Here is a 22,662-nt window from a genome sequence, read left to right on the forward strand (position 1 = left end):
GTGTTTACACCCCATGTAACGCTGTCGCCTTTCTGCAGCCCTCAAAATTTTTTTAATCGTTGCGGGTAGTCCAACTTTGCAACATCCAAAAACAGAGTCAACAATTTGTACAAAACGTATCGAAAATGAATAAACTTTTATACCTTTTTATTCCGTTCCTTTTTTGCGCAGCAATTGCGAACGCAGCTAAAATAAAAGGCCATGTTTACGACAAGAAGTCGGGCGAGGCCCTGGTAGGCGCTACCATAGTGCTCGAGAAAACAGGCAAGTCTACCAGCACCGGGTTGGATGGCTCCTTCGAAATAAAGGATGTGGATGCTGGTCCGGCCACTCTCCGCATATCGTACATCACTTACCAAACGGTGGTACAGCAGATAGTAGTAGGCAAGGATGAACCTCATGTGAAAATCTACATGGAATCTGCTTCTAAGGATTTAGGCGAAGTTGTGGTAAGGGCCACCACCGCCGGCTCAAACGACCGCGATGCCCGCCGCATTGAGCAGAACGCCACGCAAGTGATGAATATCGTTTCGGGCCGGGCTATCGAAATATCGCCCGATTTAACCGTGGCAAACGTTATCCAGCGTGTATCGGGTATATCGGTAGAGCGCAACAGCAACGGTGATGGCCAGTACGCCATTTTACGCGGTATGGATAAACGCTACAACTACACGCTGGTGAACGGCGTGAAGATCCCTAGCCCCGATAACAAATACCGCTATGTTCCGCTGGATCTATTCCCGGCCGACCTGCTGGACAGGCTTGAGGTTTACAAAACCCTTACTCCGAATTTAGAGGGCGACGCCATAGGCGGTTCTGTTAACATGGTAATGAAAAACGCGCCGGATCATTTCCAGGTGAACGCCAACATTGCTACAGGTTATAGTCAGCTGTTTTTCGATCGCGATTTTACCAGCTTCGACGCTTCGGGCATCAGCCGTAAGTCGCCATATGAACTGCATGGCCGCACCTACACCGCTACCCAGGCCGATTTTGCCAAAGGCACTTTGGACTATACCTCCAAAAAACCCGCCCCTAATGTTATTGGTAGCTTATCTTTAGGCCAGCGTTTCTTCGATAGCAAGCTAGGCGTTATTGTTGCAGGTAGTTACCAGAATACCTACCGCGGTAGCAACAGCACGTTCTATAATTCGGCAGTAAACGGCACCGATGCTTACGCAGTTATCACCAGCAAAAGCTACCGCCAGTATTCGGAGCAGCAAACCCGCCTTGGCCTGCATGGCAAGGTTGACTATGCCTTCGATAAAAACAACAAGCTGAGCTTATACAACGTATTCGTAGACCTGAAGAACCAGCAACTGCGCGATGCGGTAGGCACATCTTACAACGGCGTTTACGACCCGACAGCAGGCAACGCAGAGTTGACCTACGATACCCGGAGCCGCTTAACCGAGCAGAAGATATACAACAGCACCCTGCATGGCGATCACAAACTCTTTGGCGATAAGTTCAAGATACAATGGTCGGCAGTTTACTCAACTGCGCAGAACGAGGTGCCCGATAATACGACCATTAGCCTGAACGGCCTGCGCCAGGGTTTCGTGGATAAACGCACTTCGCTGGTGAACACCTCACCGGTAAACCGCCGCTGGGAGCGTAATACCGACGAAGACAAAGCGGGTTACTTAGACCTTACCTACACCGCACCAATTGGTGGCGTAAAAGTAGACTTTACCGTGGGCGGCCTTTATCGCGATAAGCAACGCAGCAGCTTCTTTAATAATTACACCCTTGCGCCAACAGCTGCTAACGCAGGCAAGCAATACGGGGTAGATTTTAACAACTACACCGACCTAAGCCTGGTAGTAAGCAACCCAACAGGCGCGGTAAGTAACCCGCTTACCTACGATGCTTCTGAAAAAACCAGCGCGGGTTACGGTATGTTCAAGTTTACCACCCACAGCCTCGATGTAATAGGTGGTGCCAGGGTAGAGCATACCAACCAGGGCTACAACCTGTTGTTCCCGGCCGGCGAAACCAACCCTAAAGGCAGCCAGGTGTACACAGATGTATTGCCAAGCTTAACTTTAAAATACCATTTAACCGATAAATCGCAATTGCACGCGTCTTACTACAAGGCACTTAACCGCCCAGGTTTTTATGAGATAGTACCCGGCAAGGTAGTGAACGAGGAATACCAGGAACGCGGTAACCCGAACCTGAAACGCGCCCTGGCCGATAACTTCGATTTGCGCTACGAATTGTTCCCTGGCGCATCTGAGATATTGCTGGTGGGTGCTTTCTACAAAAACATCAAAGACCCAATTGAGTACACCTTCCAGGCAGACGCGGTTCGCGGCCAGGATATCTACTACAGCCCGGGCAACTTCGGTACTGCTAAAAACTATGGTGCCGAGTTGGATTACATTAAGTTCTTCAACAAAATTGGCATCAAGGCCAACTATACCTACACCCATTCGCGCATTACTACGCCAAAAACATCAAGGCGCATTAATGCCACTTCTGGCGATATCGAAGCGTTTTTGGTAAACCAATCGCGCCCGTTGTATGGCCAGTCGGAGCATATCGCCAACATGTCCTTATTGTATAAAGACACTAAAAAAGGCTGGGATATACAGGTTGCAGGTGCTTACACAGGCCCGCGCATCAATACCGTATCGCAGTTCCTCAACAACGACTTGTGGCAGCAAGGCTTTATCCAGATGGATGCATCGGCCGAGAAAAGGTTCAGGAGTGGCATGAGCGTATTCATCAAAGCGGGCAACTTACTTAATACGCCAACAAAGCTGTTCATAAAAGGAACCAACCCCGAGAACGACAGGCTAAAGGAAGACATCGTATCAAACGGACGCACCATTATCCGCAGCGATTACTATGGCCAAACTTATTTGCTGGGCCTGAGGTATAAATTCAACTAACATTTACATCAAAAAAAAATATATCGATATGAAATTTAAACTGATTATAGCAGCATTTGCAGCATCGGCCCTGATGTTCAGTAGCTGCGAAAAGGCCAATATAGATGTTGATACTACGCCGGCGGATGGTTCTGCCATAGGCGAAGTATCGGGTGTGTGGCAAAGAGGCAGTACCCAGGTTATCAAGGGCGATATTATCATCCCGGAGGGTAAATCGCTTACCATAGAAGAAGGCGTAACCGTTTTGATGGATACCCTTACCAAGCCAGAGATTGTGGTAAAAGGCAACCTGTATTCTTTAGGTACTGCTGAGAACCCGGTAAGGTTCACTGTGAACGAATTGTATAAAACCCCGGCCAAAAAATTCGGTAAGCTTTGGGGCGGCATATTGGCAGCGCCAAGCTGCGCCGAACTGGTGCTCGACCATACTATTATCGAGTACGGCGGCGCAACCACTTCGGATGCTTCTACTTCGGTAAAAATGGGTCTGTACAAAGCGGTTGCCGGCGAAAACCTGCCCGCGTTATGGTTTTCTAATGTAAACGGCAGGCTGGTGGTACAGAACAGTATCTTCCGTAACCTGCAGGAAGATTGCACTTACATAGAGGGCGGCAAAATTATTTTTGCCAACAACGTGTTCTATACCACCGGCGTTACCGGCGGCGAAGCCATGAACTTTAAATCGGGATGTTTGGCCGATGTTGCGTATAACCTGGTTTACAGCACCAATACCAACGCGCTTAAACTATCTAACAGTGGCGACCGTAACCCACAGGCGTATATCATTGCCTACAATAATACGATGGTAAACACCGGCTGGAGGAGGCCTACCGCAAAAGGCGGTTCGGTTTGGTTGGAAGCCACTGTGCGTGCCGATTTGTACAACAACCTGTTTGCCAATACCCGTTTCGGCGTAAAACGCGACCCGAAGAAGCCTGAGGACGCGCGTTCTAAATACAGCAACAACTGGTACTATGGTTTCGACCAAACTACTGTTAACCAGTTCCAGCCAGGCAAAAACGACGTGATAGCAGGCACTAACGATGTAAGGGGCACCACAGCCGGTGAGAACGATCCTAAATTCGTGAACTTCCCGCTGGATAACCCGGTTACCAGTCCCGATTTCAATACCGCATGGGATTTCCATCTACAAGGTGTTTCGCCTGCGCTTACCAAAGGCACTACCGCTTTTACCCGCCACCATAAAGGCGGCATCACCATGGCTAACGGTATTACCTATGTATCGCCGGAGCCGGCAATATTCGTGGGCGCATACGGCACAAAATTATAAGCATGAGTGTTAAGTTTTTGAATAGGGTTCTGCCGCTCCTGCTGGTTTGCAGCGGAGCGTGCGGGCAACCCATGAAACCCAAAACGCAAAATGGCGATGCGGCGATAGTGAAGCCCCTTTTTGTAACCGAACCCGTGAAATACGATACCGACGACCCTGCCATTTGGGTAAACCCTGCCGACCCTGCCAAAAGCCTGGTGATAGGTACCGATAAAAATGAAGACGGCGCGCTGTACGTGTTCGATTTGCATGGCAAAATTGTGCAAAGCAAAGTGGTAAGGGGCTTGAAAAGGCCAAACAATGTAGACCTTGCCTACGGCTTGGTGTTGAATGGCAAAGCAACCGACATTGTAATTGCAAGCGAACGCATGACACATAAGCTGCGGATATTTTCGTTGCCCGATATGCTGCCCGTAGACAATGGCGGCATAGAGATATTCGAAGGCGAGACAGGTTTCGAATACCGCGATTTGATGGGGATATCTATATACACCGCCAAAGATGGCCGCATGTATGCCATAGCCGGCCGTAAAAACGGGCCCACAACCGGCGGTTACCTCTGGCAATATTTACTGGGCGACGATGGCAGCGGGCATGTTAAAGCTACGCTGGTGCGCAAGTTTGGTACTTATAGCGGCAAAAAAGAGATAGAAGCCATAGCCGTTGATAACGAGCTGGGCTACATTTATTATTCCGACGAGCAGACAGGGGTAAGGCAATACTACGCCGACCCGGAGAAAGGCGACGCGCAACTGGCCATATTCGGCACCAGCGGTTTCGCTGCCGACCATGAGGGTATATCGATTTATAAGCTGACGGATTCTACGGGATACATCCAGGTGTCGGATCAGGGGGCCAACCGTTTCCAGGTGTTCAGTCGCGAAGGCACGGCGCAGAACCCATTCGAGCATAAGCTGCTGAAGGTTGTCAACGTAGCCGCCACGCAAAGCGATGGTTCTGATGTGGTGAACGTGCCGTTAGACGAGAACTTCAAACACGGGTTATTTGTAGTGATGAGCAACGATAAAACCTTCCACTATTATCGCTGGGAAGATATAGCTGGCAAGGACCTGAAAGTAAAGTAAACAACCTAAACCAAGGCGCGTTGGCAATCCTTAAGGGATGGCAACGCGCTTTTTTTGTTATCGCACATGCCGTGGGGTGACGACGGATACCCCATCCGGCCCGGCAATAAGCGCTTTGGATGCCATGCGGTAAAACAGCGAATGCTCAATTATCCCCGGTATCATCTTAACCCTTGTGTTCAGTTCGCTCAGTGCCGGTAATTCGTTAAAGTAAATATCAACCAGTAAATTACCGTTATCAGAAATAAGGGCACCGTCCTTCTGGCTACTCATCCGCAGGTTTAGCGAAGCAGGTGAGAAATCATCCTTAAGGGTTTTTATCACGATCTGTAGGGCTGCAGGTAGCACTTCTATCACCAGCGGATATTTGGTGCTCAACTTCTCGCTGAATTTTGAGGTATCGCCCAGCAGAATGAACTCATCGGCCATTGAGGCCAGTATCTTTTCGGTAGCGTGGATGCCGCCGCCGCTTTTCAATGCGTTCAGGTGCGCATCAAACTGGTCGCAACCATCGAAGTAAATATCCAGGTGATTAAGATAAGCAGGCGATTTAAGGTTGAGGCCCCGCCCGGCAAGCAGGCCCGCCGTTTTAAAGGAGGAGGATGCGAAGGTTAGCGAACCCGCAAGTACGCTATCTGCTGCCAGCATATCAACCAGATACGCAATGGTTGCACCTGCGCCCAGGCCAATGGTTTGGCCGGGTTTGATGTGTCCTAAGGCTGCTTTTGCAGCTTCCTGTTTATAATCCGTCATGCATGCAATATAGGGAGGTGGGGCCGCATAATGCAACAAAGCAGAGGTGCTTTTTTGTCCAGTTTTATTTTATAGAAATGTTGGAAAAATCCGGCGGAATCGACGATACCCGGGACGTATTTACCTGCCATTTTTTGCTTCTTTTTCCGGCTTGAATTTTTCTAAAATACAATCAAAAATCCGCGTTTTTCTGTGTTTTTCGAGGGGTTTTACTGTCTTTTTGTGCTTTTTACTTGCTGACGTAAAAAGGGCGAAATTTGCGTGGAATGGCTGTTTTTAGCTAAATTTTAGTTTACGGGCGACGAAAATCTTGTCCAGTTTTTTCCAATAAATCGCACCTGTTTAGCTATGAGTTTCCAGGAATTTCCAGCGCCTTGAAACCCTCTGCCTTAATTGAACGCCCGCCTGAATTCCAGCGGCGAAAGGCTCGTTTTTGTTTTGAATAATTTGCTGAATGATTGCGGATGCTCGAAGCCCAGGGCATATGCCACCTCGCTTACCGATAGGGTGGTGGCAGATAATTTTTCCTTAGCCTTTTCTATCAGCTTTTGGTGGATGTGCTGCTGGGCATTTTGGCCGGTGAGCGAGCGCAGCATATCGCTTAAATAACCGGGCGATACGTTTAGCTGGTCCGAAAGGTATTGTACCGTTGGGATGCCTTGCTTTAACGATTGTTCGTTATCGAAGTATGCATCTAACACCTCTTCCAGCTTTTGCAGCATGGTATTGCTTACGGCTTTGCGGGTAATAAACTGGCGCTTGTAAAACCGGTTAGCGTAGTTCAGCAGTAGCTCGATTTGGGTGATAATTACATCCTGGCTAAAGTCGTCTATCCGGTCGGCCAGTTCCTCCTGTATGTTTTGGAAAATAGCAATGATGGTTGCTTTCTCTTTATCCGAAAGATGCAGAGCCTCGTTGGCACCGTAAGAAAAGAATCCATACTGCTTTATCTTTTTGGCTAAAGGGTAGTTCCACAAAAAATCAGGATGGATAAGCAAAGTATAAAGTGAACACTCGCGTACTTCCTCATCGGTATTGCTGCCTATTACCTGGTTTGGCGCGGCAAACAATAGGCCACCCTCGTCGAAATCATAATAGCCCTGGCCGTATTTCAATTTGCTGCTCAATTTTGGCCGGTATGATATCTTGTAGAAATTGAGCACATGCACGCGCGGCAATTTTCCTACGATCATTTGGTTGGATGCGCCATCAATAAGGCTGATGAGCGGATGCGATGGCTTCGGCAGGCCAAAAGCATGATGCACCTCTGATAGCGAATGCATTTTAGGCGGGTTGTTTTCTTCCTTTTTCATCGATAGGACATTTATGCAATAATAACCGATAACGCGCGGCTACCGGTTATTATTGGCAGGTTTTTATTTTGTTTCACCCTGAGCCGCATTGGATACGGTTTCCCATGCCTCCCATTCGGCCAGGCGGTTGGCGTAGGCAGCGCGTACCCATGGCAGGTTATGGCTGCCGAGGAAGAACCGCAGCGGCGGGTTTTCTGCATCGGCTATCTGGAAGATGGCTTCCGGCGTAGCCTCCGGGTCGCCTCTTTCCGCGCCTCTGAGCCTGCCAAAAAACTGCTCCTTGAAACCAGCATAGATATCCATCCCTTCAGAAAATTTTAACGATTCCTGGCTGCCAAATTCTGTTGCGTAGGCCCCCGGCTCTATGATGGTTACCTTGATGCCAAAAGGTTTTACCTCTGCGGCCAGGCTTTCGTGGATAGCCTCGAACGCCCATTTAGATGAACAATAATAGCCGATTACCGGCATGGCAACGTGCCCCAAGCCGCTGGATGTACCCATAATGTGGCCGCCGCCTTGTTGCCGCAGCAAGGGCAAGGCCGCCTGTATTACCGAAAGCGTGCCGAAGATATTGGTTTCGTAAAGCGCCCTTACCGCGTCTGCATCAGCTTCCTCAATAGCGCCTACCAGCGAATAACCGGCGTTGTTGAGCACGATATCTAACCGGCCGAAATGCGCATGGGCCTGCTCGACTACCGCTTTTACTTGCCCGGCGTTGGTTACGTCGAGCTCCAGTGTTAGAACGTTATCGCCGTATTTTTCCTTGAGTTCGGCAATGCTATCCAGCGAGCGAGCTGTTGCGGCTACTTTATCGCCCCGTTTTAACGCGGCATCGGCCCAGATACGTCCGAACCCACGCGATGCGCCTGTAATAAACCAAACCTTATTTTTTTGCTTTTCCATGTTATTGTTTTATTGATGATGCATCAAAGGTGCGCAGATGCTGTTCAATCGGGGTAGCCTAATCGCGGGTTTCCGTAGCCAAAATGCTTATCCATTATCTGGCCGGGTGATGGGCATAGTTTAGCTGGATACTTTTTAGATTTATGCGGACAATAAATTAATTGATACGAATAGTCGAAAACTTGATACGAAAAAGCGGCGTGATGCGATTGCTGTGGGGTATTTTTACCCACTCAATTATAGACTGCTTTTACGATGAATCTATCTAACAAATTAAAATGTCTCGGTTTGCTGGCTTTTGCCCTCGCTTTTGGCTATGCCCGCGCGCAGGACAGGAAAGCCCCTTCATACCCGCTCATTACGCATAACCCAAACTTTAGCATCTGGAGCAATACCGACAAGCTCAATGCATCCACCACTACGCATTGGACGGGTTCGGACCATTCCTTGTTAGGGATGATCAACGTTGATGGCAACATCTACCGTTTCCTGGGCAAGGAGGAAGTAAAGTACGAACCAGTGCTGGGCACATCAGACGAAACGCCATATAGCGTTAAATATACTGAAACGCCCCCGCAGGGCGATTGGACCTCGGCAGCTTATGCGGCAGGCGATTGGAAGACAGCCCCTATGCCCCTTGGCGATAACCCCAGCACGGTAAAAACGCTTTGGAAAACCGACAATATTTGGGTGAGGCGGGCTTTCAGCGTTGCCGATGTAGCCAGCATCAACGAGTTGTTTTTGAAGATAGACCATGATGATAACATCGAATTATACCTTAACGGGAAGAAAATCTATACCAAAACAGGCTGGACAAGCACGCTGCAATATTATGCGGTCAGCAAGGATGACCTGAAAGCGGGTGATAATATCATCGCTATCCACCTGGCCAATACAGCCGGCGGCCGTTTCCTTGATTTTGGCCTGGCGGATAAGTTGAAGGAAAAAGGCGCCAAAGTACAATTAGCCGACCAAAAGAAGGTTGAGGTTACTGCTACGCAAACCATCTATAATTTTACCTGCGGCAAGGTTGATTTAAAGCTCACGTTCACTTCGCCCTTGCTGATCAGAAACCTTAGCCTGTCATCGCGCCCGGTATCATATATCACCTATAGCGTAGCCGCAAACGATAACAAAACACACCAGGTGAAGGTGTTTTTAGGTGCATCGTCGGATATTGCCGTGTTCCGCCCATCGCAGCAGGTATCGGTCAAAAAGTATGCTACGGCAGCTTTGTCGGTACTTAAAGTGGGTACGGTAGAGCAAGCGATACTGGGGAAAGGTGCGGACGATATGCGGATAGATTGGGGTTACTTTTACGTTGCTGCACCTAAAACAGGCGGCGCGGTACAGTTTATCACCCCGGGCAGCACTGTTGTAGATGCTTTCAGGAATGACTCCGTATCGTCCACTGCATCTACCGGCAAATCACTATCCTTGAATACGGTTATCCCTTTCGGTGCGGTTGGCAAAACGGCTGTGGAGCGTTTCGTGGAGCTGGGTTACGACGAGATATACTCGATACAGTACTTTAAAAACAACCTGCGCCCCTGGTGGAATGCATCGGGCAAGGCCACCATGGATGGCCAGCTAACCAGTGCGTATAACGAATACAAAAAAGTGATGCTGCAATGCGCGACCTTTAATAAAGAGGTTTATGCGGCGGCATTACAATCGGGCGGCAAGGAGTATGCGCACCTTTGTGTATTGGCGTATCGCCAAAGCATCGCGGCACACACATTGGTAAAAAGCCCGAAGGGCGAAATACTGTGGCTATCTAAAGAGAACAACAGCGGTGGCTTCATTAACACCGTGGATGTTACCTATCCATCGGCACCGCTGTACCTGATATACAATCCCAAACTGTTGCAAGGCATGCTCAACGGCATCTTCTACTTCAGCGAGAGCGGCAAATACCCGCATCCATGGGCCGCGCATGATTTAGGCACCTACCCGCTGGCAAATGGCCAAACGTACGGCGAGCCTATGCCGGTGGAAGAATCGGGCAATATGATTATCCTGACTGCGGCTATCGCCAAAGCGCAGGGCAATGCCCAATTTGCCAAGCTGCACTGGAAAACGCTGAGCACCTGGGTAGATTACCTGGTAAGGGAAGGCCTGGACCCTAAAACGCAATTATGTACCGATGACTTTGCAGGCCACCTGGCCCGTAACGCCAACCTTTCTGTAAAGGCTATTGTTGGTATCGCCTGCTACGCGCAAATGGCGCAGACTTTAGGCTATGCCGATACCGCGAAAAAATACCGGGCGATTGCCGAAAGCATGGTACCTAAATGGATAAACATGGCAGATGCCGGTGACCACTACGCGCTCACCTTCGATAACAAAGCCACCTGGAGCCAGAAGTACAACCTGGTTTGGGATAAGGTTTTAAACCTGACCCTGTTTCCGCAACGGGTTTATGATACTGAAACGAAGTACTATCTGACCAAGCAAAACAAATTCGGCATACCGTTGGATAGCCGTAAGGCCTACACCAAAAACGACTGGATATTGTGGACTGCCACTTTCGCGCCAACCCGTGCCGAGTTTGAGGCTTTGGTAAAACCGGTGTACAGGCACGCCACGGAAACCGAATCGCGCGTACCGCTGAACGATTTCTATGATTCTAACACAGGCATCCGAGATAACTTTAAAGCCCGCAGCGTTGTAGGTGGGTTTTACATGAAACCGTTAGCTGATAAATTGAACGGGAGGTAGGTGATAAGCCTTAAGAAAACCAAATAACCACCGCGTCATTGAGGAACGAAGCAATCTCTACGCAGGACGGGGCACTTTGCAAAGCCGCTCTGCTTTCCGGGAGATTATTGATGTTTTATTTTTTTTTTCAAGGTATCAATGAGCTCCCTTCGGTCGGTTGTCTTCGTTCCTCAATGACGGGTTTTTGATGACTTTTGTTTGCCCATTGGGCAAGCCTATTTTAAAGTCAATCCCAAATACCATTCTGTGCGGTAAATATTACGGGCTGGCCGCCAGTTACCAAAATGGTGTGCTCGTGCTGGGCCACAAAGCCGCCTTTGTTGCCGCTAAGGGTCCAGCCGTCGGCCTGGGTTTCGGCAATGGTAGATTTGGTGGCAATGAAGGTTTCTATCGCCACCACCGAATTTTTGCGGAAACGGGTGGTGTTATACTTATCGCAGTAGTTGGCAATTTCGTGGGGTTCTTCGTGCAGGCTGCGGCCAACGCCATGGCCGGTGAGGTTTTTGATAACGGTGTAGCCGGCTTTTTTGGCTTCGGTCTCAATCAAACGGCCAATTTCTGATATCCTTACGCCACCTTTGATGTTTTCGATAGCCTTTTTTAAGATGTCTTTAGAGGCTTGTACCAGTTTGCCATGGCCATGGATGTCTTCGCCAAGTACGAAGGAGCCGCCGTTATCGGCCCAGTAGCCGTTCAGCTCTGCCGATACATCGATATTTACCAGGTCGCCTTCCTGCAGTATTTTATCTGCCGAGGGCATGCCGTGCGCGGCTTCCTCGTTAACGCAGATGCAGGTATAGCCGGGGAAACCATAAGTTAATTTGGGGGCCGAATTCGCGCCCATCTGCGCCAGCAATTCGCCGCCGTAATCGTCAAGCTCCTTGGTGGATATGCCAGGTTTGGCGTATTCGCGCATCTTGCGCAACGTAATGGCTACGGCATCGCTGGCCTGCTGCATGCCAACTTTTTCGTCTTCGGTAGTTATCGACATTGTTTAACGTTTTATCGCCACAAAAATAGCGATTAATGCGTTGCGCATGGTTTCCCCAGCGTCAGTTTATCAGGATGGCTCCGCGATGCTTATTCGCTCCGGAGGCTCTTCACCGGGTTTGCCATGGCGGCTTTTACCGCCTGGAAACTGATGGTTGCCAGCGCAATGATAATAGCCGCAAGCCCGCCCGCTGCAAACAACCACCAGCTGATGTTGATGCGGTACACATAATCCTGCAGCCATTGGTGCATGTAATACCAGGCAACAGGCGCGGCAATGGTAAAGGCAATGGCAATAAGGATGATAAATTCCTTCGAAAACAGATAAACGATACTGCCTGCGGATGCACCAAGCACCTTTCGGATGCCTACTTCTTTTATACGTTGTACCGCCATGAACGATGCCAGGCCATACAAGCCAAGGCAGCTGAGGAATATAGCGATTGCTGAAAATAGCTTGTACAACTGCGATAGCTGGTTTTCCTGCTTGTAAAAGTTACCGATTTTTTCATCGAGGAACTTGTATTCAAAAACCATATCGGGGTAAGTTTGCTCCCATATAGCTTTAACGGACTCGATGGTAGCGGGGAGGTTACCGGTGGCCAGTTTTATGCCGGCCTGGTTATACATGGTGCCGTTGGTGGTAATCAACAAGGGTGCGAGCTTGTCGCGGAAAGAGCGGTCGTTAAAATCTTTTACTACGCCAACAACGGGGCAGGTGATTCTGTCGCCCCAGATGCTGATTTGCTTATTCAGGATATCTTCCGGGTTTTTGATGCCCAGGCTTTTCACCAGCGACTCGTTCACCAGGAATTCGCGCGTCATGCCGGATGGTTTTAAATCCCTGCCGGCTACCAAGGTTAACTTATACGTGCGTACGTAAGCGTCATCGGCAAACTTGGTAATGGCCTTAAAGCCCGATTCCTTTTGCGCGTGATCGTATTTGAGTGCGCTCCAGGTATCGTCGCCGTTTTCGATGGGCGTGTTGGAACTGAAGGTTACCGCTTTTACATTATTCAGCGCCAATAGCCGGTTCTTTACATATTCCATTTTGCTCATGCTTACGCTATCTACCCTGAATGGGGCATTGATTACCGCTTCTTTATCAAAGCCTAAAGGCTGGTTCATGAAGTAATCCATTTGCCGAACGATGACTATGGTGCCAATGATAAGCGCCTGCGCAATAACGAACTGGCCCACCACCAGCCCTCGCCGCAATGAGATACCCTTTGCGGGGTTGCTGCTAAGTTTGCTTTTTAAAGCATTTACCGGATTGAAACGCGACAAAACGATAGCGGGATAAAATCCGGCAAGTGCTGTTACGATAATAAGCACGCCCACCAAAAAGATGATTATTGCCGGATTACTGAAGATGTTGAACGAGAGCGAAAGATCTAACAGGCGGCCCACCGAAGGCAGCGCAAAAATAGCGACTACCACGGCAAGCAGCACCGCGCCCATGACGATCAGGAAGGTTTCTACGATGAACTGCGCCTGCAACTGGCCTTTGCTGCTGCCTAAAACTTTGCGCACGCCAACCTCTTTTGCCCGGTTAACGGCTTGCGCGGTAGAGAGGTTGACAAAGTTTACGCAGGCAATCAACAAGATGAAACCGGCTATGAGCCAAAGCACGTTGAGCAGGCTGCGGCTGATGGTTTTATTGCTGTAATTGCCTACCTGTGTGTCGTAATGCACCGCGTTTAGTGGTTGCAGGATATGGCTGTCTTTATTATCGGGCGATTCTACCTTTCGCGAGTAGGCTTTTAATTGTTCATTAAAACTGTTGGCCGTGGTATTGGGCGGCAACATTACATAGCAGCCATAATCTATTACCGTTTCGTCCCAATCGGTACTTTGGGATAGATAATCGCCGGTAAAGGCGGTGCCGTAGCTAACCACCACTTTCAGCTGAAAATCGGAATTTGCGGGGATGCTTGCCAGTATGCCCGACACCCTCACCACATCGGTGCCGTGTTCAAACATATAGCCGCCTACCTGTATCTTCATGGTTTTGCCCATCGCGGTTTTCCAGTCGCCAAAGTATTTTTCGGCTGTCTCTTTGGTGAGGAATATGTTATTCGGGTCGTTCAGCGATGCGTACGAGCCTGCAAGCAGGGGGAAATCGAATATTTTAAAGAAGGAGGCCGAAGTAATAAACAGCCCACGTTGTTCCTTGAATATTTTCCTCGGACTGCCGTTGCTGTCGGGTATAATCAGATGGTCGTTTTGGCTGGCAAAGATGGGTGCAGCTTCCATCTGCGGAAACTCCGTCTTCAGGCCCTTCGGTATCGGGAAGGCGAGGTCCTTCCCGTAGGATACCGTGCCTGTTTCGGCATGATGATATTCGGTGAGCAAGCGGTATGTGCGGTCTTTCTTGCTGTGGAAATTATCGAAGCTGGTTTGGTATTGGATGATGATAAAGATGACCAGACAAACGGCTATGCCTACGGCCAGGCCGGTAATGTTGATTGCCGCATAGCTTTTATTGTGCAGCAGGTTGCGCTTCGCTATTTTCAAATAATTCCTGATCATATAATTGCGGGTAAGTTTATCGTAAGCCCATTTAGCGGGGCTATCACGATTCAAAATTACCGGCGCAAATGCAGGCCGACTGCCCAAATTATAAGATGGCTGCTCTTTTTTAAGGCTGTTTTTGTATTCCTGCGGACTTTTACCCGTCAGTTGCTTAAAAATGCGGTTGAAGCTACTTTGCGAATTGAAGCCCGATTCGTAGGCGATACCCAGCAGAGTGATGTGATCGTATGCCTCATCCTGCATCATGCGGGCCGCCGACTGCACCCGGTACTCATTTATAAAATCGTTGAAGCTTTTTTTGAGTACGGTATTCAATATGCGCGATACCTCGTGGGTGTGCAGGCCCAGCTTTTCAGAAAGGGAGCTTAAGCTTAAATCAGGGTCCTGATAATAATGGTTTTGTTTAACCTGGTGTTTTAGCCAGATGCCTTTTTCTTTCAGCTCGGCGGGTAACAAAGGTTTCAATAACGGTACAGCTTCTGTTATCGTGCCAACTTCGGGCACAATGAATATCCTTGCCGCCATCCAGATGAGCATACCCATTAAAAGTATGTACAAGGGATAGTAAGCCTGTGCGCCTATGCGATTGCCGTACCAAAAATAATCTGCGGCCACGAGCGGAACCCACAACAGCCATAGTAAGCCGAACGCAGTAATTAAATTACGGAGCCACCAAAATTGGTGCCTGTAGCGGTCGCCGCCGTTGAACGTTTTTTGTGTATAGAAATTATCTATAGTGTTGAGGCATAAATATAGATATGCTAAAACGGAGACGAATGCCAATACATTAAGGACCAATGTTACTGTTTTTAAGCTCTCTGCAAACGGCAAAACCTGTACGCATAGCTCCAATAACAAGGGGCTAAAATGCAGCAAATCCTTCCGACGAAATTGGTAGCCCGGCCGGATGGTCGTCAATACATAAAAATAAATAAGAGGCCCAAGCGCCAAAGAAAATTGCATGGGTAGGCGGCTCCAGAACGGGAGAGAGGTGGCCAGTCCAATATTTGCAGCCAGTATCTTTGCTAGCCACAAAACTGCGACCGCCAGTGCGGTAGCTAAAAAACGGTTTGCCGCCTGGTTTGCTTTACGGGTAAACCATAGAAGCGCAATGAAGGCAAAGCCGATGGATAGCAGGGCAAAAAGGGCTGCATCGTAAAGGATTATATGGAAGGTGTAGGGTTGCAAGCCTCTGGAATTAGTTATCTGTTAAACGGTGCTGACTATTAATTGATATAACTTTCGCTACAAAGCAGCCATTCTTCAATCAAATAAATGCCACAACCAAAGCTTCCCATTCTTCTTCTAAAGAAACATTCGGCCGTACCTTGCCTGCTTTGCTGTACCAGTAGTCGGCATTCCAGATGTCGCCTTCTTTGCGGTGCAGGTAAGCGTGTACCCAGGCCGATGCCTTATCGCTCAGCTGATCTACCTGGGCATGCGCCTGGTGCCAATCGCCTTTGCCATCATACCACAGGCTTTTTAATTGCACGGAGAGGCTTTCCGCCGGGCGGTCTGAATTCAATGATGCTTTAAATTCGGCTAATGTTTTCATTGGGTTATGTTGGTTGCACTAAAGTACAAACAATATGCTGTTCGCATCAAACAAAAAACCTCCGGCATTGCCGAAGGTTTTTGTAGTAGTTTGATTCGTGACGATAGTCCTTACTTTTTAGTAACCCTCACCCAGTCTACCAGCATTTTTGCTTTGTTGGTTTTGATGAGGCCAAGCGCTTTTTCTGATAGGCCATAGTATGGTTTTTTAAGCCCGTTGATTTTGTAAGGATAGATGCCGCCTACGGCAAAATTCAACAGCAGGTACTGCTTATCGGTAAATATCCATTTGCCGTAATGCTCGGCCATGGTTTTCGTAACCCGGAACATGGTAACGCCGTCGTATTTAAATACCAGGCTTTCGGGTGCCCAATCAACGGCATAGGTATGCCATTGGGTAGTATCGTTGCTTTTTTTGAAGTATTGGCGGTTAACGAAAGGGGTTTCGCCGCTGTAACCGGGGCCATGCACAGCCGCGCTTACCCAGTCGGCTTCGCCTATAAATTCCATGATATCGGTTTCGCCGCCGGCTGGCCAGGTAGGGTAACCCAGCATCCACCAGGCGGGCCAAAGGCCATCTGCCGCTACTAATTTAATACGGGCTTCGGCAGTGCCGTAGGTAAAATCGAACTTATCTATGGTAGTAATCCTGCCCGAAATAAAATCGAAAGTTTGTCCGTCGAACGTTTTAAAGCCTGGCGAATACTTTGGGCTTAGCACCAGTGCGCCATTGTGGGCGCCCTGGGCCGCTGCGCCGCTCGCGAAGGAAATTACGTTGGTAGAGTCTACATAAGCCTGCAATTCGCCATTGGTATGAAAGCCGGTGACTATCGGTGTCCACTTGCTGCGGTCGAGCTTATTGCCCGCAAAATCATCGAAAAAGATGACCTTGCCGGTTGGTTTTACCGATGCGGTTTTTTTTGTTTGCGTATGACCGGGCAGGGCAGATGCCACCGCTATTACCGCAGCAATGAAATGTTTTTTTGTGAGCATAAACTCGTTAGGGGATTATGATTTAAAAAGGGGCACCCGGCAAGGGTGCCCCTTTGATGTTGTTATCTGTAAACACGTACGTATTCAACCTCCATGGTTGCACTGGTAATGCTTGGATCTACGGCACCGCCGAAGTTGCCGCCCATTGCCACGTTCATGATGAGGAAGAAGTTGGCATTAAACGGCGTGCTTGCCGTGTTGGCAAAGGTGTGGTACACCACGCCATCAACCGCAAACTTCATTTCGGTAGGGCTCCAGTCTAAGCTGTACACATGGAACTCTGTAGACGCAGTCGGTATCATGGTGGTATTGCCCACGCCATTGCCGCCCGAATGGCCGGGGTAGTGCAGCGTAGCAAATATTTTGTTCTGCTGATTGCCAACATGCTCCATGATATCTATCTCGCCGCATGCAGGCCATGGGGTGGTATCGATACTGCTGCCCAATGCCCAAAGGGCAGGCCAGGTACCGGCCCCGGCAGGCAGTTTCGCCTTGAACTCTACACGACCGTATTTGAAGTTGAACTTACCTTTAGAAAGCAAGCGTGCCGATGTATAATTAAACCCGCTGAAGGCTTCTTTCTTCAGGGTGATTTTCAATTTGCCATCGGCCACTACAGCGTTATCGGCACGGTTGGTATAGTACTCCAACTCGTTATTGCCCCAACCGCTGTTGTTGCCTAAATCGTAACCCCACTTGCCGGGATCCGGTGCGCCGGGTTTATCAAACTCGTCTGAAAAAACCAGCGCCTGGCTGGCTCCCACCGTAACCTGCGCCGTTTGCGTGGTAACCGAGCCCGAAGCACTTTTTGCCGTAACCTTTACAGTGTAGGTGCCGGCAACCGGATACTTGTAAGTAACGGTGCCGGTGGTTGATGTTTGGAAAACGCCGTTGCCAAAGTCAAACTCGTACGATGCCGCGTTAGTAGCCGTAACCGTAAATGCTACATTGCCGCTGTTATCGGTACTCGGTACGGTAGCGATCTGGATATCCGCCGGTTTGGTAGGGTCGGTTTTGTTGGTTTCTTTTCTGCAGCTTGCGGCTATGGCCACAAGTGCAATCATCATATATATGCGTAAATGTCTCATATGTTGGTTATTTAACTTTAAATTTCTGATACCATGCCAGTCCGTCGATACCGATGTTACGCAAGGTAATGGTGGTTGGGGTAATCGCCAATATCTCGTAAGTATTGCCGCCGGTACCAAAATTGATTAACCCGTTACCCGGAACTACGAATTGTATGCGGGTAGAGTTTGCGGTAGTAGAGCCAGAGGTTGCATTCATGAAGGTAAGCTTGCGTGGTGCCGCCAAATCGATAGTGTAGCAACCGTCGCCGCCTGATGCACCGTAGAACGCGGTTGCCGCCGCAATAGAGAACGACTGGCCTTTGTTGTTAACGGTTAGCGTTATGTTGCTGCCGTTTTTGGTAAAGGTCATCTCGTCGTCGTACAAACAAGGGTCGCGCTGGTTGGGGTCGGCACTGTAATAGTCAGATGAATACGTATTGTTTGGTCCCACACCTACGTGGCCCGGTGTCTCTTTAGCCGTAACCCAGGTTTGCGAGCCGCCGTTGGTAAGATCCTGCATTATTTCAGAAGGAATTTCGAAGGCCACAAAAACGGTTATCTTTTTAGAAAGAGTAGACGTTACGCCGCCGGTGCCTATCGCACTTACGATAACGGTATAGTCGGTAGTGCCTGGGTTTGCGTATTTATGCGTTACCTTACCGGTAGGTACTATTTCCACATTGCCGTCGCCATAATCTACCTTGTAAGAAACCGCGCTGGTTGCTGCGGCAGTTATACTAACATTGCCGGTACCTCCCCCGTTGGGGTTTGCAGCATCCACGCCCTCAATTTGGGTAGTAAGCATTACATCGGTTGGAGTGATGATTTTGCCGAAGGTGTACTCCTGCTTTTTGCAGCTTACCACCGCAATAACAGCCACAACAAAGGCCGCTGTTAAAATTTTTATATTGATCTTCATTTGTTGTTTAGTTAAGGGTTATATCATCAAAATAGAACGTGTAGTTGGCCGATCCATCGCCTGATGTACCGTTGTCGAATATCAGCACCACCTTCTGATAAGAATTTGCGGCATTGATGGCATTGTAATCAAACGTGAGCACTTCCCATTCGTTGGCTTTTGTAGTAGATACTTCTTTCTCGAAGCTGATGCCGCCGGTGGTGAGGTTCTCTACTTTCAACAGCACTTTAGCACCAACCCTTGGCGACCATACCTTCATGGTGACAGTCTTCTTAGTCGAGAAATCGATAGGGTTATCCAGGGTGATGAAGCTACCGCCGTAAGTTGCGCCGGGATTTTTCACCATTTTGGCCACCTTGGTGCTGGTATTGATGCCGCCCGAAGCGGGGTTGTTTACCACGGTAACGTTGCCGCCTTCAAAATCGGTAAAGGCGTAGGCCAGGGTCGACGACTGGAAATCGAGCGGGATGCCTAATACCGATGCCGGCGCAGGCACCAGCTTCAGGTCATCCCAATAGAACACCTTGCCAGAGCCTGCCACGCCAAAGTCGAAGAACACGGAGGCTTTATCGTAATTGCTGGTAGCATTAAAGGCCGGCGTGCCTGCGGAGTTATTCAGGAAGTTGAACGTTAAGGTTTCCCATGCGTTGGCTACCGTGGTTACCACATCGGTTTCAACAGATTTTGCGCCGTTGGTGTGATCTTCCAGTTTTAATTTGATGGATAAGCCCGCTGCCGGTGAATATACGCGCAAGCTCATCTGGGCAAAATCGGCCGTGATAGGCACTTTGGTTGCAAAGCCTGCCGGTGTACCAATGGTAGTACCCGCCCAAACTTCTGCGCCGCCCGGTTTGGTGGTCTTTTTAACTTTATTTGCCGCATTGCCCGGGTCAACGGCATCTACTGTACTGTTGTTGCCAAAATCGGTAACCGTGTAATCGGTATTCGCTGCATCAAAGGTTACCGGTAAGCTTATCTGCTGTATAGGCACGCTCATTTGCAGATCATCCATATAAAACACTTTGCCGCTGCCGCCTGTACCAAAGTCGAAGAACATCGAAGCCTTATCGTAAGTAAAGGCCGGGTTTATAGCCGGCGTGCCTGCCGAATTGTTATTGAAGTTGAATGTTAAAGTTTCCCACTGGTTGGCTTTGGTAGTCAACACATCTGTTTCTACAGAGTTTGCGCCGTTGGCATGGTCCTCTAATTTCAATTTTATAGTTAAGCCTGCGGCAGGAGAGTAAACCCTTGCTGTCATTTTTGAGTTAGCAGCAGTGACACCAACTTTGGTTGCAAAGCCCAGGCCTGTACCTAAAGTAGTACCTGCCCAAACTTCGGCACCTCCCGGTTTGGTAACTTTCAACACTTTGTTGCCTGCGTCTGCAGGGTCGGCAACTACGCCGCTTTGGTTACCGCCAAAATCGCTCATCGTATAATCAAAGTTAGGGTCGTCGAAGCTTAGCGGCAGATCTATCTGTTTGCCAACCTTAATGGTTCGGGTAGCATTTGTAGTTGCCACGCCACCGCTCAGGGCCACTATGCGTACGGTGTATGTACCTGCAGCTTTGTAGGTATGCGCAGCGGGTTGGCCTTCTATAAAGGTATCGAAAGGCTCGGGAACGGTGCCCGCTTCGTCGCCATAGTACACATGGAACATGGTTTCGTAATCGGCTTTCGCGTCAACAGTAACGGTGAGACCATTGGTGCTTATAGCCGGGGTAAGGTTCTCCGGCGCGCGGAAAGATACCGTGAGTGGCTGGGTAAACTCCACCGTTTGACCGCCAATATTGTGGCCAACCAACTTTACCTGGTAAACGCCTTCTGCATATTTATGGTCGATGGTTTTACCTGCGGCAACCTTAACATAGGTGTCGCCGCCATCGCCTAAGTAAACGTCGTAGCTGGTTACGCCTTCGCCGTTTGGTATAATAGTTACCAGCCCGGTATTATCCTGCGTAATGTTGTATAGCACGCTCAATTTGCCTGGGGCCGAGGCCTGGGTAACAAATGAGGTATCCAGATAATCCTTTTTACAGCCAGTTGCTGTGGCAAGTACCAGGGTTAATCCTAAATAATATTTTATTGCCTTCATAATTTGTAATAATTAAGGTTTAGTAGCCTGGGTTTTGTGTGATGCCTGTAATGGTTATCTCCGTTTGCGGGATAGGGAACACCTCGTGCTTGCCCGCAACAAACCCGGGAAGCTTGGAGGCTGCCTGGCCTGTCCTCACCAAATCGAAGAATCGGTCGCCGTCCATGGCCAGTTCCAGCCTGCGCTCGTTCCATATGGCCAGTTTCAAGGCATCGCCGGTGGCTGTAATATCATGTGCATTATCTTTAAATGCGCGGCGGCGTACCTGGTTAAGGTAACCCAGCGCTTTAGCGTTATCTCCGCCGCTGCGGTTAATAGCCTCGGCTGCCATCAGCAATACTTCGGGGTAACGCATTACGCGGAAGTTGTTGAGGTAGTTGAGCTCTATCTGGCCCGATGTTTCGCCCTTCCGCGGCAGGTACTTGCCGTTGTAAAGCCCGGTATTCCTGTAAGGGGCTACAGAGTAAACAATATTGAACTCAGGGTGGGCGGCTTTATAAGCTTCGATATTGAATGCGGTAATATCTTTACGCTGATCGCCGGCTGCGTAAGCGCTGGCCAGGTTCTGCGTAGGCAGGTTGGTGCTCCAGCCGGCTGCATATGGCATGGCGCCGCTGCCGCTAAGGCCCCTTATACCGTTTTGCTGCACCGCATAGTTTCCCTGGCCGCGGGTTGCGCCGCCCCAGTTGTAATATGGCGAACCATTAGTGTACTGAACTTCGAAAACCGATTCGCTGCCATTTTCGCCAGCTGCCAGGTAGATGGATGGGAAATCTGTTACCAATGTAAACGCGTTAGATCCGATGATGGGTTCTAAAACCGCGTCAGCTTCTGCGAATTTACTTTCGTACAAATAAACCTTGCCCAATAAGCCTTGTGCGGCATATTTGGTAATGCGGCCCTGCTGCGATTGCGTTGTTGGCAATGCAGCAATAGCTGCAAGCAGGTCCTTCTCTATCTGGGCGTAAACATCAGCTTTCGGCGAACGAGCAAGACCCCTGGCTTCGGTAAGGGAAATGCGCTTATCCAGGAACATCGGCACATCGCCCCACATTTTTACCAACGTAAAGTAGTAGTATGCGCGTAAAAAATACACTTCGCCATACAAGGCGTCCTTACCTGTAAAACTAACGGTTTGGCCCGCCGGGTTTTTATCCTTGTTCTGCACAATGTAGTTGGTGCGGTTAACACCCTCGTAAGCAACTTTGTACAAATCTTCAAGCGCGGAGTTTACCGGGGTAAGGGTAAAGTCATCTATCTGCTGCAGTGCCAGTACGTCTGATGCGCTCTCGCCGCCGGCTACTGAGTTATCTGAAGCAATATCGCCAATAACGGTTACCTGGTTTAGCCATTGCACAGGCGTATAGGCGCTTACCACCATGCTGCGGTAATCGCTTTCCGATTTAAAATAATCCAAATCGGTAGTCACGAAATCCTCGTGCGGATTGTAATCAATAAATTTTTTACATGAACCTATCAGCGTTGCAACAACAGCCAGGCCCACCATCTTTATATATATCTTTTTCATTGTTTTCCTGTTTAA

General features: G+C 49.1%; 15 protein-coding genes. 4 read left to right on the forward strand and 11 right to left on the reverse strand.

Annotation, left to right across the window (positions count from 1 at the left end):
- Window positions 1-125 precede the first annotated feature (125 nt).
- The 3 genes from AC1DXC_RS05640 to AC1DXC_RS05650 all read left to right on the forward strand — a co-directional run bounded on the left by AC1DXC_RS05640 (window position 126) and on the right by AC1DXC_RS05650 (window position 5,276).
- Window positions 126-2,900 carry a TonB-dependent receptor gene (locus AC1DXC_RS05640; RefSeq protein WP_477458164.1) on the forward strand — a complete coding sequence of 925 codons (2,775 nt, stop codon included), beginning with the start codon at window positions 126-128 and terminating at the stop codon, window positions 2,898-2,900.
- 28 nt (window positions 2,901-2,928) lie between these two features.
- Window positions 2,929-4,191 (forward strand): right-handed parallel beta-helix repeat-containing protein, encoded by a 1,263-nt coding sequence (locus tag AC1DXC_RS05645; protein ID WP_477458165.1) that lies wholly within the window; start codon window positions 2,929-2,931, stop codon window positions 4,189-4,191.
- Window positions 4,192-4,262: 71 nt separating this feature from the next.
- Window positions 4,263-5,276 (forward strand): phytase, encoded by a 1,014-nt coding sequence (locus AC1DXC_RS05650; protein WP_477458166.1) that lies wholly within the window; start codon window positions 4,263-4,265, stop codon window positions 5,274-5,276.
- A 57-nt stretch (window positions 5,277-5,333) separates the two neighbouring features.
- On the opposite strand, the gene rpiA is transcribed toward AC1DXC_RS05650, so the two are convergent.
- The 3 genes from rpiA to AC1DXC_RS05665 form a co-directional block, all read right to left on the reverse strand.
- The gene (gene rpiA / locus AC1DXC_RS05655) at window positions 5,334-6,029 is read right to left on the reverse strand and encodes a ribose 5-phosphate isomerase A (protein ID WP_477458167.1); all 696 of its coding nucleotides are present in this window, start codon (window positions 6,027-6,029) and stop codon (window positions 5,334-5,336) included.
- A gap of 389 nt (window positions 6,030-6,418) precedes the next feature.
- Complete coding sequence (locus AC1DXC_RS05660; RefSeq protein ID WP_477458168.1) at window positions 6,419-7,342, reverse strand: helix-turn-helix domain-containing protein; 924 nt, start codon at window positions 7,340-7,342, stop codon at window positions 6,419-6,421.
- A 63-nt stretch (window positions 7,343-7,405) separates the two neighbouring features.
- Complete coding sequence (locus tag AC1DXC_RS05665) at window positions 7,406-8,245, reverse strand: SDR family NAD(P)-dependent oxidoreductase (protein WP_477458169.1); 840 nt, start codon at window positions 8,243-8,245, stop codon at window positions 7,406-7,408.
- Window positions 8,246-8,500: 255 nt separating this feature from the next.
- Between AC1DXC_RS05665 and AC1DXC_RS05670 the strand changes: the two genes are divergently transcribed.
- Window positions 8,501-10,966 (forward strand): glutaminase family protein, encoded by a 2,466-nt coding sequence (locus tag AC1DXC_RS05670; RefSeq protein WP_477458170.1) that lies wholly within the window; start codon window positions 8,501-8,503, stop codon window positions 10,964-10,966.
- Window positions 10,967-11,192: 226 nt separating this feature from the next.
- On the opposite strand, the gene map is transcribed toward AC1DXC_RS05670, so the two are convergent.
- The 8 genes from map to AC1DXC_RS05710 all read right to left on the reverse strand — a co-directional run bounded on the left by map (window position 11,193) and on the right by AC1DXC_RS05710 (window position 22,647).
- On the reverse strand, window positions 11,193-11,957 hold the full coding sequence (map, locus tag AC1DXC_RS05675; protein ID WP_477458171.1) for a type I methionyl aminopeptidase: 765 nt from the start codon (window positions 11,955-11,957) through the stop codon (window positions 11,193-11,195).
- Window positions 11,958-12,046: 89 nt separating this feature from the next.
- Window positions 12,047-15,679: an ABC transporter permease gene (locus tag AC1DXC_RS05680; RefSeq protein ID WP_477458172.1), complete on the reverse strand. Its 3,633-nt coding sequence runs from the start codon at window positions 15,677-15,679 to the stop codon at window positions 12,047-12,049.
- Between the two features lie 79 nt (window positions 15,680-15,758).
- Window positions 15,759-16,046: a hypothetical protein gene (locus tag AC1DXC_RS05685; RefSeq protein ID WP_477458173.1), complete on the reverse strand. Its 288-nt coding sequence runs from the start codon at window positions 16,044-16,046 to the stop codon at window positions 15,759-15,761.
- Between the two features lie 110 nt (window positions 16,047-16,156).
- A complete protein-coding gene (locus AC1DXC_RS05690) occupies window positions 16,157-17,038 on the reverse strand; it encodes a glycoside hydrolase family 16 protein (protein ID WP_477458174.1) in 882 nt (293 codons plus the stop codon).
- A gap of 62 nt (window positions 17,039-17,100) precedes the next feature.
- Window positions 17,101-18,105: a family 16 glycosylhydrolase gene (locus tag AC1DXC_RS05695; RefSeq protein WP_477458175.1), complete on the reverse strand. Its 1,005-nt coding sequence runs from the start codon at window positions 18,103-18,105 to the stop codon at window positions 17,101-17,103.
- A 28-nt stretch (window positions 18,106-18,133) separates the two neighbouring features.
- Window positions 18,134-19,027, reverse strand: coding sequence for a PKD domain-containing protein (locus AC1DXC_RS05700; protein WP_477458176.1), 894 nt, complete (start codon window positions 19,025-19,027; stop codon window positions 18,134-18,136).
- Between the two features lie 7 nt (window positions 19,028-19,034).
- A complete protein-coding gene (locus AC1DXC_RS05705; RefSeq protein ID WP_477458177.1) occupies window positions 19,035-21,119 on the reverse strand; it encodes a hypothetical protein in 2,085 nt (694 codons plus the stop codon).
- A 19-nt stretch (window positions 21,120-21,138) separates the two neighbouring features.
- Window positions 21,139-22,647: a RagB/SusD family nutrient uptake outer membrane protein gene (locus AC1DXC_RS05710; protein ID WP_477458178.1), complete on the reverse strand. Its 1,509-nt coding sequence runs from the start codon at window positions 22,645-22,647 to the stop codon at window positions 21,139-21,141.
- Window positions 22,648-22,662 lie beyond the last annotated feature (15 nt).

Source organism: Mucilaginibacter sp. P2_D11 (genome assembly GCF_056404435.1).